At 59.4% G+C, this 13,145-nt stretch carries 9 protein-coding genes and 2 pseudogenes; 4 read left to right on the top strand and 7 right to left on the bottom strand.

All coding sequences use genetic code 11. From position 1 onward, the window contains the following. The first annotated feature begins 72 nt into the window (after positions 1 to 72). Complete coding sequence (locus tag MNR02_RS19910) at positions 73 to 1,326, top strand: DUF2254 domain-containing protein (RefSeq protein ID WP_241949048.1); 1,254 nt, start codon at positions 73 to 75, stop codon at positions 1,324 to 1,326. Between the two features lie 137 nt (positions 1,327 to 1,463). Here MNR02_RS19910 and MNR02_RS19905 read toward each other — a convergent pair. Then, positions 1,464 to 1,649 (bottom strand): annotated as a pseudogene (locus tag MNR02_RS19905) (hypothetical protein); the annotation flags it as partial. A gap of 2 nt (positions 1,650 to 1,651) precedes the next feature. Here MNR02_RS19905 and MNR02_RS19900 point away from each other — a divergent pair. Continuing rightward, a pseudogene (locus MNR02_RS19900) lies at positions 1,652 to 2,044 on the top strand (iron chelate uptake ABC transporter family permease subunit); the annotation flags it as partial. Further along, positions 2,041 to 3,078: an iron chelate uptake ABC transporter family permease subunit gene (locus MNR02_RS19895; RefSeq protein ID WP_241949047.1), complete on the top strand. Its 1,038-nt coding sequence runs from the start codon at positions 2,041 to 2,043 to the stop codon at positions 3,076 to 3,078. The pseudogene MNR02_RS19900 and the gene MNR02_RS19895, both read left to right, overlap by 4 nt. A gap of 224 nt (positions 3,079 to 3,302) precedes the next feature. On the opposite strand, the gene fhuB is transcribed toward MNR02_RS19895, so the two are convergent. The 5 genes from fhuB to MNR02_RS19870 all read right to left on the bottom strand — a co-directional run bounded on the left by fhuB (position 3,303) and on the right by MNR02_RS19870 (position 10,378). Further along, positions 3,303 to 5,237, bottom strand: a complete 1,935-nt coding sequence (gene fhuB, locus MNR02_RS19890) for a Fe(3+)-hydroxamate ABC transporter permease FhuB (protein WP_241949562.1) — start codon at positions 5,235 to 5,237, stop codon at positions 3,303 to 3,305. A 44-nt stretch (positions 5,238 to 5,281) separates the two neighbouring features. After that, positions 5,282 to 6,073: an ABC transporter substrate-binding protein gene (locus MNR02_RS19885; protein ID WP_241602600.1), complete on the bottom strand. Its 792-nt coding sequence runs from the start codon at positions 6,071 to 6,073 to the stop codon at positions 5,282 to 5,284. Positions 6,074 to 6,200: 127 nt separating this feature from the next. Beyond that, positions 6,201 to 8,648 carry a TonB-dependent siderophore receptor gene (locus MNR02_RS19880; RefSeq protein ID WP_241949046.1) on the bottom strand — a complete coding sequence of 816 codons (2,448 nt, stop codon included), beginning with the start codon at positions 8,646 to 8,648 and terminating at the stop codon, positions 6,201 to 6,203. Between the two features lie 151 nt (positions 8,649 to 8,799). Then, complete coding sequence (locus MNR02_RS19875; protein ID WP_241949045.1) at positions 8,800 to 9,789, bottom strand: FecR family protein; 990 nt, start codon at positions 9,787 to 9,789, stop codon at positions 8,800 to 8,802. A 100-nt stretch (positions 9,790 to 9,889) separates the two neighbouring features. Beyond that, complete coding sequence (locus MNR02_RS19870) at positions 9,890 to 10,378, bottom strand: RNA polymerase sigma factor (RefSeq protein WP_241949044.1); 489 nt, start codon at positions 10,376 to 10,378, stop codon at positions 9,890 to 9,892. Positions 10,379 to 10,630: 252 nt separating this feature from the next. Here MNR02_RS19870 and MNR02_RS19865 point away from each other — a divergent pair, with 252 nt between their 5' ends. Further along, positions 10,631 to 11,389, top strand: a complete 759-nt coding sequence (locus tag MNR02_RS19865) for an ABC transporter ATP-binding protein (protein ID WP_241949561.1) — start codon at positions 10,631 to 10,633, stop codon at positions 11,387 to 11,389. Between the two features lie 217 nt (positions 11,390 to 11,606). Here the strand turns inward: MNR02_RS19865 and MNR02_RS19860 are convergent, their stop codons facing one another. Next, positions 11,607 to 12,830 (bottom strand): MFS transporter, encoded by a 1,224-nt coding sequence (locus MNR02_RS19860; protein ID WP_241949043.1) that lies wholly within the window; start codon positions 12,828 to 12,830, stop codon positions 11,607 to 11,609. Positions 12,831 to 13,145: the final 315 nt, after the last annotated feature.

Here is a 13,145-nt window from a genome sequence, read left to right as displayed (position 1 = left end):
GTGTCGCCGCGCTACATTGTTTGCTCATGCTGCGTTATGAAAGGCTAACAGATGCCGAGATGGCAATGGTTGATGGCGCAAATGGCGCGCCGGCTGTGGGTTCGGGCGACATTGATCGGGGCTCTAGGGATATTCGCAGCCATTCTCGCTGCTGTCGCGGAAAAGTATATTCCCTGGGATATGCCGGGTAGCATCGGAGCGGATGCCGTCGACAGTATTCTTTCGATAATTGCTTCCAGCATGCTCGCCGTGACGACGTTTTCGTTGAGCATCATGGTTTCTGCATACGGTTCGGCAACGAACAATGTCACGCCGCGCGCGACCAAGCTGTTTATCGAGGACCGGCTGACACAAACGGTTCTGTCGACGTTCATCGGCTCTTTCCTGTTTGGTATCGTCGGTCTGATCGTCCTCAGAACGGGTGCCTATGGCGAACGTGGGCGGGTTGTTCTCTTCATCGTGACGATCGCCGTCATCGCGCTTGTTGTCATCTCTCTATTGCGATGGATCGATCATTTGACTCGGCTTGGCCGCGTCGGGGAAACGACCGACAGGGTAGAGGAGGCGACACGCGAAGCTCTTGAGGGCCGTTTGCGCCAGCCTTATCTCGGTGGTGTACCTTTGCGGAATGCGGATGCGCAGGATCCGCCAGCCTCCTTTGGAGTGACGACCGACACGATCGGGTATATCCAGCATGTGGACATGCCCGCACTTGCCCGGTTCGCTGAAGAGTACGACAAAGATCTGTATGTCAACGCGGTTCCCGGCACCTTCGTCTATCCGCATACGCCCCTCGCCTGGATCGCAGATGGGGAAATCGAGAATGCAGATGCGGCTGTGGAGCGGGTAAGAGCTGCTTTCACCGTCGGAGACGAGCGGTCCTTCGATCAGGATCCCCGTTTCGGATTGGCGGTGATGAGCGAGATCGGTTCACGTGCACTTTCGCCCGCCACCAACGATCCAGGAACGGCGATCGACGTCATCGGTCGCAACACACGCTTGCTAAGTCTTTGGAGCGCGAGCAAACGCGACGATAGTGACTATGAGCCGGACTATCCGCGTGTCCATGTGCCACCGCTCAATTCGGATGATCTTTTCGAGGATGCCTTCATGCTGATGGCGCGGGACGGCGCCGGCTTGATCGAGGTACAATTGCGCATCCAGAAGACTTTGGCCGCCCTTGCTCTTATGGGGGACGATGGCTTTAAGGCTGCGGCACTGAAACAGGCTGGACTGGCTTTCGACCGGGCCCAGGCCGCTCTCAACATGGACATGGACAAGGAGAGGCTATCGAAACTTGCCCGGCGGCATTCCAAAAAAGCCTGATGTCGCGACATAGGGCTTTGGCGATATCCGTCTAAGCCGAAACGTTCGAGCGGTGATCTCGACCACCTGCGGCCGGCTCCTGTTGAGCCGGCCGGGATCGAACGCGATCGTTATGCGAAAACGATTCCTGCCATCGATTAGAACGTACCTTTGACGCCGATACCGAACATGCGTGGAGCGGTCATGCTGGCTTCGATGCCGCCGATGCCGCGGTTCTGCTGCATGTAGGTGGGCGAGCGCTCGTCGAAGACGTTCTTCACGTAACCGTAGGCTTCCATGTTGTCATGCAGTTTGTAGCTCGCTCGGATATCGACGATCGTGTATAGGGCTCGTTCTGGCATTTTCCATTGCCGCAAACCTCAACGCGATTTCGCTAGGGAGCGACCTCGGCAAGGTGCTCGGCCTGCATACGGGCCGCACACTCTTCCTTGCATGTCTAGCCGTCATGCTGCTGGCGGGCGGATCGACGGCGGCGGCCGGACCCGTAGGCTTCGTCGGGCTGGTGGCGCCGCATCTTGCGCGTGCTGTCACAGGCCCGGATTATCGCTGGATCCTTCCCTATTCTGCTCTGTTTGCGGCCCTCCTCCTGCTTGGAGCAGATTTACTCGGTCGTATGATCGCCTCACCGGACGAGATTGCCGCCGGTATCGTCACCGCGCTGGTCGGTGGGCCGTTCTTTATCTTCATTGTCCGCAGGTTTCGCCTGAGGCCGCTATGAAAACAGCGCCTGCATCCGTGTGCCGGCTGGGGCAACTGTCTGTGCGGTGGCATCCGCGCGTCGCCGTGTTTTGCGGCCTCCTGATCCTGGTGCTCGCTGTCCTTACCGTTCTGCTGCTGTCCAGTGGCTCTCTGTCGCTTAGTCTAAAAGATGTTGTCGCAACGCTCATCGGGCAGAGCGATGACGCGAAAGTAGAGCGCATCATCTTGCGTATCCGGCTTCCGCGCGTCTTGACGGCCATTCTCGTCGGCGGCGCGCTCGGCATGTCGGGGGCGATCTTCCAGTCTATCTCGCGCAACGCGCTCGGCTCCCCCGATATTATCGGCTTCACGACAGGCGCAGCCACGGGCGCGATCGTTCAGATCATGCTGCTTGATGCCGGCCCGCTCGAAACATCCGCAGCGGCGGTGGTGTCGGGCGTCCTGACCGCCGTTATGGTTTTCCTTTTGGCACGCAAGGGACGCTCCATCGGCGGCTACCACCTCGTGTTGATTGGCATCGGCGTTGGCGCGACGCTCTCGGGCATCAACACGATCCTGTTGGTGCGCGGCGACCTCGATCAAGCAGCCTCCGCCCAGCTTTGGCTTGCTGGCTCGCTCAACACACGGACCTGGGCGCACGTGGTGCCGGCGGCGATAGGCTTCATCCTCGTCCTGCCGGTGGCGATCGCGCATGCACGCAGCCTCAATCTTCTTGAGATGGGCGATGATGCTGCACGTCAACTCGGCGTGGATGCCGAGCGTACGCGACTACTGATGATCATGGCTGCCGTCGGATTGACATCGATCGCCACCGCCGCCGCCGGCCCGATCGCCTTCGTCGCGCTCGCTGCACCGCAGCTCGCCCGCCGGCTTGGCGGATCGCCGGACGTGCCGGTTCTCTTGAGTGCGCTGATGGGCATGGTCCTCCTTATGGCTGCAGACCTATTCAGCCAGCACCTTCCGCTCGAAATCCACATGCCCATCGGTCTAACCACAGGCTTCCTGGGCGGTTTCTATCTCCTGTGGCTGCTGGTCCAGAGTAAATCAGTTTAACGTTGGATCGGCTTGTCATTCGGAAATGTCTAGGCTGCGGGCCGGTCAGTCACCACGACACAGCATCCAGGTATGCACCTGAGAGATCGTGCGAGAAGGGCACCGCTGAACACCCAATCCGGCAACACGCGCTCATTTCCTTCGAACTTCCACTGTTACCGGGCCCGCCATGCAATATCCCCTCTCGGAGAGCACATGCATCGCTCGGAAACTGCTGTTGCGCCTCATGTTCTTCTTCCGATCAGGAACAGTAGGAAAGGCCCACCGATGAGCGTCGCCAGAAGGCCTGCCGGGATCTGGTAAGGAAAGATCAGGTTTCTCCCGGCCCAGTCGGCAATCAGGAGGATAAGCCCACCCATCAGGGCAGATGAAAAAAGATGGCTCGCCACACGCCGAAAGCCGACGAGGCGAGCGAGATGTGGTCCCATCAAGCCCGAAAAACTGAGTGGGCCAACCAGCGTTGTTGCCGTGGCGGTCATGACGGCTGCGATTGAAAACAGGATCGATCTGCTTCCGATCAGAGGCGTGCCCAGCGAGGATGCCGCCGCTTCGCCCAGCGACAGAAGTTCAAGCCAGCGCGCGATCAGCGGAATGGTGAGGCAGCCCAGAAACAGGACGGTGGTGGAAGAGATGGCATCGGAGAGCGTCACGGCATAGGTCGATCCGGAGAGCCAGCTTAGCACTTGCCCCAACCGGGGATCCTGGCTTGTCATCAGCAGCGCGATGATAAAGCTCGAGATCGAACTCAGCGATACGCCAAGAAGGAGAAGCCGGCTTCCGCCATAGGCGGGGCGGCGCGACAGGATCAGCATGGCCACGAGCACGATCAGTGCACCTGCCGCACCAGCGCCGATCTGCCCCCATCGTGTTGGCAGCGCGACTGTCATGATGAACAGGATAGTGCCGACCATTGCGCCCGAGGAGACGCCGAGAATTTCCGGAGAGGCCAGCGGATTGGATGTCATGCGCTGCAGGATGGCGCCGGCCAGCGCCAGCATCGCACCTCCGGTAAATGCGCAGGCCGCACGCGGCAATCGCCAGGTCGAAAGGCTCATCAGCGCGTCACCGCTGGAGAGTTCCCAGCCGCCCAGCCCGCGACCGAAGGCGACCGCAAACCAGAAAAGTGGTGCGCTGACAACGATCAACGTTACCAACAGTAGGGCAGGGCGTCGCATTTGAGCCAGCCTTGGCCGCGCCCTTTGTTCCGGCACAGTGGTCGGTCTCAGTCGGCGGATCATCACGATCAGCAAAGGTGCCGCGAGCAGACCTGTGATTGTTCCAACAGGGAAGAGGCGATAGGTGACGGGAAAGGCAAGCACGATCTGGTCCGTCAGCAGCAGGAGCAGCGCGCCGATCAGGCTCGCCCACACAATCCCCTTGCCGGTGCGTCGCATGCCGAGACCGCCCGCGATGGCCGGCGCCGCAAGGCCGATGAAACTGATTATACCCACCTGTGCTGTTACCAGCCCGGTGAGCGCGGTCGCCAGAACCAGGGCGATAACACGGAATGTCGTGGTGGGCAGACCCAGGCTGCGGGCACTGCGGTCGTCGAGGGAAAGGATTGTCAGCGGGCGGAGAATGAGCGCCACGGCGATTGCCAGACATCCAACACGGGGGGCCAGAAAAAGCACGCCCGTCCAGTCCTGCTGGTCCAGATACCCCGCGCCCCAGATGAACAGTCCGAGCAGCAGTTCATGATTGAACAGCGTCAGCACGGCGCTGGCTGCTCCGCAATAAAGGCTGACGATCAGGCCGGATAAGGTCACGGTCTCCGGTGAAAGACCGCCTCTCCACGATAGACCCAGAACGGCAAGAAGCGCGAGTGCTGCCCCAGCAATCGCGATCCACGTCTGGGCGACAAGCAGGATGGAAGGTGCGAAAACGCCGGCAATCGCAAGTGTCAGGTAGGCGCCCGCCGAAACGCCAAGCGTTGCGGGTTCTGCCAGAGGGTTTTTCAGAATTCGCTGGAGAAGTGCGCCGGAGAGGCCGAGGGCTCCGCCAGCCATAAGGGCCATCACGATGCGCGGCAGAACCGTGTAGTGAAGCATCAGTTCCGCCGTGCTGGATGGGTTGGGAAACAAGATCGTGCTCAAGCCTGCCCCAGGAGGTAGGATGGCACGGATGTTTTGCAGGCAGACGGCTGCGGCGGATATCGCCATTATGCCCAGAACGGCCGCCGGATGGCGGAGCACATCGCCCGGCCTCATGGGGCAGCGGTGCCCGTCAAACCGAAGGATGCCATTCGCGCAAAACGCTCTGCCGAAGGAAGGCCGCCGTAAAATAGCACGTCGTCTATCGCGACGGCTCGCTCTTCCCGGACAAAGGGAAGGCTGGCGATGACAGGCGATCGCAGTGCCGCCTGCAAAAGCAATCTGCTTTCGCGTCCGACTGACAACAACCTTGCATCGGGCCGTCGGGCAAGGGCATCGATCGTGACGGTGGCATGACCATAGGTAGAGGTTGGGCCATCCCATGCGTTCTCAATGGAAAACTGGCTGAACAGACTTTGAAACAAGCTGTTCCTCCCAAAGACCAAGGCGCGGCGGGTGTCGAGAAGCGTCACGATATACACCGCCCTCCCGTCATAACTCCGCAATCTCGCTGCGGCCTCGGATAGCCCCGCGTCGTAGACATTCATGTAGGAGGAAAATGCGTCAAGTTTTCCGATCTCGTCGGCGAGTCTTTCGAGCTTTACGCGGGCACTCGCAAGTTTGTTGGCGTTTTGGGGATCGTCATTGGCATCAGGATCGAAGAGAATGGAAGGGGCGATCATATCCAATACCGGTCGCAGCATGTCGAGCTCCGGATGCATGACGATCAGATCCGGCGCCAGGCTGTTCAGCAGCTCAAGATTTGGCTCCGAACGAAGACCGAGATCGTAGGTGCCCGGCGGCGCTGCCGGCTCCACCACGCGCTCGCCGTAACGCGTGCGCTCGGGCAGCGTGATGACGTTTGCGCCGAGCGCCAGCAGGTTTTGTGCACTGGTCCAGTCCAAGGCGGCAATTCGATACGGCGGAGGCTTACGGGCACCCGATGTCGATGGGAATGCAAAAGACATCAGCCCGCCGAGAAAAGCCCGGCGGGGGATGAGGTGGCGGGATGTCCGTCGTTGGATCAAGCGCCTACCATTTGTAGGCGAGGGTGGCGTTGACGGCGCGCCGGTTGCCGTAAACAACAGTATTGGAGTAGAAGCTGGGCGTGAAATACTTCTCGTCTGTAAGGTTGGTGCCGCTGATCGCAAGGGTCAGGCCATTCAAGTCGGGATTTTTCGCGCCAAAATCATAGGAGATCGAAGCGTCGAGAAGGGTATGGCCGGGAACTTTGATCTGCGATCCTGTTGTCGTGTCCATCACGGCCATCGAGCTGCCGACGTAGCGCGCACCCGCGCCAAGTCTCAGGCCGTCGAACGTGTCGTCCTGAATAGCATAATCAAGCCAGAACGATGCAGTATGATAGGGCACAGACGCTGAGCGGGACCCGATTGCACTGACGCCGCTCATGTTCGGGTTGTCTTCAGTGACACGCGCATCCGTGTAGGAATAGCCGGCCGTCAGACTGAGCGCGTTGGTCAGGCTTGCCTTGGCTTCGAGTTCGAAGCCTCGCGAGCGTACCTCGCCTTGCTGCACGGCATAACCGACATGCAGCGGGTCTGCCGTCGAGACGTTCTGCTGGGTGATCTGGAAGACCGAGGCGGTGAACAACGCGTTCCACTCAAGTGGTTGGTATTTCACGCCTGCTTCGTACTGTTGGCCCGTTGTCGGCTTGAAGGGGTTGCCCGAGAAATCGATTGATGAGTCCGGCTGGAAGGAGGTCGCGTAACTGACATAGGGTACGACGCCGTTGTCGAACACGTATCCAAGGCCGATCCGGCCGCTGAAGGCGGCATCGTCTGTTTTCGTCACGCTGTTGGAGAGATTGTCGTAGAGCTTACCGTTCACCCAGTCGTAACGCCCGCCGAGAGACAGGATCCAGTTGTCGAACTTCAGCTGATCCTGAGCATAGATGCCGAACTGCGACGTGACGACCTTTTCATCGGCCCACATCGGATCATAGGTCAAGGCAGGGCCGCTATAGACCGGATCAAGAACATCGATCGTGATGAAATTGGACGAGTTGGCGCGGCTTTCCTTGCCGGAATAATAACCGTAATCGGCGCCGAGCGTAATCGTGTGGGTTACGGGACCGGTATCGACTTCGCCGCTGACATTGTTGTCGAAGAGGAAGCTGTTGGTGGTCTTGGGGCGCTTCTGGGTGCCGATATTGGCGAAATGGCCATTGACCAGTGCTGTCGGCCAATCCCAGATGAACCCGGCGGTATAATCCACCTTGGAATGGCTGTAGCGGGCATTCTGGCGATAAGTCCAGCCATTATCGAATTCGTGCTTGAACTCGTTGCCGACCGACGCGCTTTCGACCTTCCATTCGGTGAGTCCAGGTACGCCGAGATAAGTGCTGGATGGGATCCGCACGCCATTGTCGAAGATCGTGTTGTCCATCGGCAGGCTCTGCTCGCCGCCACCCTTCGACGTCTTCTGGTAATTGGTGAGCAGGGTGAAGCTCGTTGCATCGTCCGGCTTCCAGGTGAATGCCGGCGCGACGTAGAGGCTGTCGTCGGGGGAGTGGTCAATTTGCGTTCCGCTATCGCGGTAAAGACCTGTCAGTCGATAAAGGAAGGTGCCGTCTTCGTTCCCGGGCCCGCTGAAATCGAGCGCTGTTTGCTTTCTGTTGAAACTGCCATACTGGACCTCAACTTCCCGCAAGGGCGTCTCGGTCGGGCGCTTGGTCGTCGCATTGACGAGGCCGCCTGGTGTTGCCTGGCCGTACAGGACAGAGGAGGGGCCCTTCAACACGTCGAGGCGGTCGAAAGCATACATCTCGATATCGCTGTCATAGCTGTTGAAGCCATTGCGCAGCCCATCGCGATAGTTGGCAAACTGGCCGATAGCCCTGAAGCCACGCAAATAGATGTCCGGCATTCCTTGGCCGCCAGGATAATCGATCATACGCACGCCGGGTGTATAAGCTACGGCGGAATTGAAATCGGTAACGCCGCGATCGTCCATTTCCTTGCGTGTCACGACGTTGATCGTCTGGGGCACTTCAAGGATCGGTGTGTCCGTTTTGGTGCCGGCCGTGCTGGTTCCTGCAACATAGCCATCAACGCCTCCCGCCTCACCCGCCAGGATGATCGGTGCCAGCGCGGTTGCGTCGCCCGTTACATCGGCACTGCCTGCCTGCACGGCGCTGATGATGGTAACAGTGTTGGCGTTGGTGAAGCTGAATTCAAGCCCAGAACCGGAGAGCAGGGTGGAGATCGCCTGCGACGTGCTCATCGTGCCGCGTACACTGCGGCCGGATGCCGAGGCGGCCGGCGTTTCGGGGAAGACGACATTGATGCCGGTGGCGCGAACGATATCGTTCATCGCCTGGCGGATAGGCTTGGCGGGAATGTCGAAACTGTGCTGTCGACCCGCGAGCGCCTGTGCCGCTGCTGGTGTGACACCGATGCCGCCAACGGCAAACCCTGCCATCATCGTTGCAGCCAGCAGGACCATGGTCCTGTTTTTCAATGCGTTGCCCCTCATAAGTCGCCCTCATGCCAAATAAACGAGCGTAGCCTGCCGGTGTTCGGCATTGGCCTCTCATAAGGGGTGTCGTCCGAGCAGACGTACCACCCTCACATTCTCTCAAAAAAATTCTTGGGTGGCTCTATGGCAGATGTCAGGGGCTGACCACGGTCACACGACCAAAACTGTTCAGGCGGAAACCGACCGACGACTGCAGGGCAGCAAGCGCCTTGTCGGTATCGTGGAGCGCGATATTGCCGCTCACCCTGAATTCGGCGATGCTCGAACCCAGAAGCACTATGCGTCCGGTCCGATAACGTTCAACTTGGGCAAGCACGTCCGCGAGCCGGGCATTGGTGAAAATGTAGCGCCCATCATGCCAAGCCATCTCGTCTTCGGTAATAGCCTGTTTGATGGGGCTCAGGCCCGCAGATCCGTAATCGACGCTTTCTCCCGGCTTGAGGATGACATCCTGTCCGGCCCCGATCATGCCGACCTGCAAACTGCCCTCGGCAAGGGTCACCGTCACCTGCCGATCCTCCTTCAGCGAGACATCGAATTCGGTTCCTAGAACCTTCGCTTCCCCGCCCGCAGCTTCGACAATGAAGGGCGCGCCGGTATGAGAAATCCGGAAGAAGGCGTTCCCTCGCAGCAGCTTCACACGTCTCTCACTGGCAGAAATTGCCACGTCGAGCGCGCTATCGGCATCGAGCAGCACATGCGATCCATCGCTGAGCGCAAATTTGCGACGGTCGCCGCGCGGCGAGACGAAGTCGGCCTGCATGTCCTGCAAGAGATGAGGATGCTCCAGCCAGGCCCACGATCCGGCCAGCAGGAGCACGAGACAGCCGGTGACGAAAGCGCCGGCCCTGCCTCTGGCCCGTTTCTCACGCAGTTGCCGGATTTTTTCCAGCGGAAGAGCAAGATCGCCGTCCGAAGTGCCTCTTTCCGGACCGGAGGCGCCGAGTTCAGACCAAAGGCCGCCAACATCCTCGAAGGCCTGCTTGTGCAGTGAGGAGGCGGCGATCCAGTCGTGAAAGTCGAGATTGTCCTGATGGGAAGGTTTGCCGTTCATGCGGGTAAACCAAGCAATTGCCTCTCGCTCGATCCGTGCCTCATCCGGAGAGATCTGTCTGTCGTCCATCGAATGAAATTGCCTCGGCTCGCAATGCGACCCGCATGAACGGGCCTTCCTCTAAACATATCGTGCGCCAGGAGCGATTGCCCTCACGGCGCACGTCTGATTATCGCAACTGCCGGCAGGCAAGAAGGGCTTTGGCGATCTCGCGCTCGACGGTGCTATAGGAGATACCCAGCGCAACCGCGATCTCGTCATAGGTGCAGGCGTGAAAGCGGTTCAGCATAAAAACCTGCCGCGTGCGTTCCGGCAGGTTGGAAATGGCAGCCTGAAGGTGGCGGAGTTCCTGGCGCGCGCCAACGATCTGGTCTGGCGGGATCACGGCCTGGACATATTGCTCTTCGGTCACGCCGTGAGCGAGCTTTTGGCGCCTTTGCTCAGCCCGAAAATGGCTAATCGCCGTAAACTGTGTGGCGCGCGAGAGATATGCCGGCGTAAGCGAGGCATGCTCCTTGGCGCGAGCCCAAAGGATGGTAAAAACGTCCTGTACGACATCGGCTGCATTCGAGCGGCCGATCCGGCGCCTGGCCAGCTTCTCGAGCCGGAAGCGTTCCGATGCGTAAAGAGCCTCAAATTCGGATTGCTTGGTCGTCACGGTCGGCCATCGTTGATATAACTGGACTACGCCACTCCGCTTATAGACTTGGCCGCGCTTTAGCAATCTAATGTGGTTGTCTACGCCGATTTATCATGCTGCGCGGTCAGAGCTCCAGACTTGATCTCGCAGGATTACCAACGGTAAACGGTGTCGAGGAACGTCGGGGAGATGTCTGTGTTGGACCTGCGAAATCAGATCAAGAAATCGATCGGTAACCTGAGTGAGAGCGACGCGGGCATCGCCTTCGCAATGAACAACATCGGCTTGACGATCGATGGGAGGGACATTCTATCTGATGTTACGCTCGACTTTCCATCGGGTGAAGTCGTCGCGCTCGTAGGCCATAACGGGTCGGGAAAATCCAGTCTCCTGAAAATACTTGCTCGGCAGCTTGTGCCGACGGCGGGAATATCTACCTATGCCGGGCACCATCTCGCGACCTATCATGACAGGTCGTTTGCGCGGTCAGTGGCCTATCTTCCCCAGGACCTGGGAACGGGCTCGGATATGACGGTGCGCGAACTCGTTGCTTGCGGGCGTTATCCTTGGCATGGCGCTCTTGGCCGCTTTTCCGCTGCAGATCGCGAGAGGGTGGATGCCGCAATTCGCGCAACCGGTATCGAAGCCTACGCTGATCGTCTGGTGGGAACGCTCTCGGGAGGCGAACGGCAGCGGGCCTGGATCGCAATGCTCGTTGCCCAGGACGCAAGCTGCCTGCTCCTCGACGAGCCGACGGCGGCGCTGGATATCGCACATCAGATGGATGTGCTGTCACTCATACGCCAGCTGGCTCACGACAGCGGAAAGAGTGTGGTCATCGTTCTACACGACATCAACATGGCTGCGCGCTTCTGTGATCGAATTCACGCATTGAAACGCGGACGCGTTGTCGCCACTGGGCTGCCGCATGACATTCTCGTCCCGGATACCCTGCATGCCATTTATGGGATCGAGATGAATGTCATCGCTGCCTCGAACGCATCACACCCGATCGCCTATCCCCTTTGACGTTGTCCACCCAGCATGTCACTTTGCTCAAGTGCATTAATGATGTGATTGGCTTTCGTTTCACGCGCATATTCACCCTTTATGCCGGCCGTCGATGGAGCTTTCCCGGTTCGGTGACGTCACCCGGATAACGACTGGTCGGTATCCGGGCGGGCGGTCGTCATGGCAGCTGTTGGCGCAAGCCGACCCCGCCAGTTGCCTCGGCTGCCCGAAACAATCATTTATTGCGTCCGTACAGGAAGGCCGCCACTGCGAAGACCTGGATTGCCGCTGCCACTATAAAAACGGCAGGTTCGGAGAGCGTTCTGACGATGCCGAACAGCGCGGGTGCAAGGGCATACGTCGCCTGGCTCAGCGCCACGATCAGCGGCACGACGCGCGAGACATCGGCCTTGTCGAATTCCACCTGCGCGATGAGAGGCGGGAGCGACGTGGCGTTGCCAATACCCAGGCCGAAAAGCAGGACACCGGCAATTATCGCGGCAGCGTGTTCTCCACCCGTCGCAAGAAGCGTCAGGGAGCCGATGATCTGGACGCCGTAGCTTGCGGAAGCGATAAGACGGCGGTCCGCGGAAGCCGGCATAAACCATCCCATGCCCGTGCGCCCGGTAATTGCAGCAACGGTTGCACCCCCCATCAGCACGCCCGCGCCCTCCGCGCCAAAGATCGGAACCACGATCGAAAACAGATGCGCCAGCAGTCCTATCTGCGCAAACAATCCGGCGGCCATGCCCGCTGAGAGGGTTATGAATCGCCGGTCGCGCCACAGCAAACTGCGTGGCAGAGATGGAGCCGGGGACGACGCTGCCACCGTTTCCACATGGTTCGAGCGTGCTCCATCCGGAGACTGCCCCAGGGCCTCAGGCGACTTGGAAAACACCAGAACAGACAGGGCGGCGACTGTGGCGATCATGGAAATGCCGACAATGATTGCAGCCTGTGAAAATCCACTCCAAGCGATGAGAACAACCCACAGGGGCGAAAAAACTACGCCACCCACGCTCGCTCCATTGTAGGCCATCGACAGGGCCGCAGGTCGTCTGCGGACAAACCATGGAGCGACAATTGCATTCACCGCCGCAGCCCCCATGGCAACCCAACCAGTTCCACTCAAGAAAGCGGCCGCAAACAGGTGCCACGGCTGGCTGGCCAGCGACCAACCGCCGACCCCGATGGCAAGAACAACCGCTCCGGCGAGCGTTGTCACCGGAACGCCCCAATGCCGATAAAGCCGGGGCAGGTTTGCAACGACAACCGCTCCGATGAGAAAATGCAGCGTGACAGCGGCAGATACGAGCGCGACCGGCCATCCCGTTCGCTGAACCACCATCTGCAGATAGATCGGCGGTCCATAAAACCCGACACCCCAGCCAAACATGGCGAGGAGGAAAGTTGCGGCGACCACATGCCAGCCGAAAAATGATGAGGTTCTGGATGTCATGACAGGGTTCCAATGGTTATTGGCCCTTATCGCAGCCTCACGCATGCAAAAGCTTCGGTCACGACCGAAGTGTCCAAGGCATGATCACGCTGGAGCCGTCGCTGCCTTTGCCGCATCTGCGGCCTTCACTTTTTGCTTGAGCGGGGCGGACTCGTTACCGAAGTCCTGCCTCTTAACCCATACAGTTGTTGCCACTTTGAAAACCTACGAGATCGTGCGAACTATTCGGCAGCCGTTTCTCCGTCCTTGAACTCGCCATATGTTTATGTTCGCAGAATATCTCAGGCGCGGGTCACCGGTTTTTCCTTCGGAGCC

It is taken from the genome of Shinella sp. H4-D48 (assembly GCF_022637395.1).
GTDB classification, from domain to species: Bacteria; Pseudomonadota; Alphaproteobacteria; order Rhizobiales; family Rhizobiaceae; genus Shinella; species Shinella sedimenti.
The sequence above is the reverse complement of the archived record's forward strand: the minus strand, read 5'-3'. Positions and strand labels throughout refer to the sequence as shown.

Bases quoted from the DNA above. Each gene is read 5' to 3' on its own strand.
- MNR02_RS19910 (WP_241949048.1), top strand. From the start codon at position 73: ATGGCGCAAATGGCGCGCCGGCTGTGGGTTCGGGCGACATTGATCGGG.
- MNR02_RS19895 (WP_241949047.1), top strand. From the start codon at position 2,041: ATGAAAACAGCGCCTGCATCCGTGTGCCGGCTGGGGCAACTGTCTGTG.
- fhuB (WP_241949562.1), bottom strand. From the start codon at position 5,237: ATGGCGATATCCGCCGCAGCCGTCTGCCTGCAAAACATCCGTGCCATC.
- MNR02_RS19875 (WP_241949045.1), bottom strand. From the start codon at position 9,789: ATGGACGACAGACAGATCTCTCCGGATGAGGCACGGATCGAGCGAGAG.
- MNR02_RS19865 (WP_241949561.1), top strand. From the start codon at position 10,631: ATGAACAACATCGGCTTGACGATCGATGGGAGGGACATTCTATCTGAT.
- MNR02_RS19860 (WP_241949043.1), bottom strand. From the start codon at position 12,830: ATGACATCCAGAACCTCATCATTTTTCGGCTGGCATGTGGTCGCCGCA.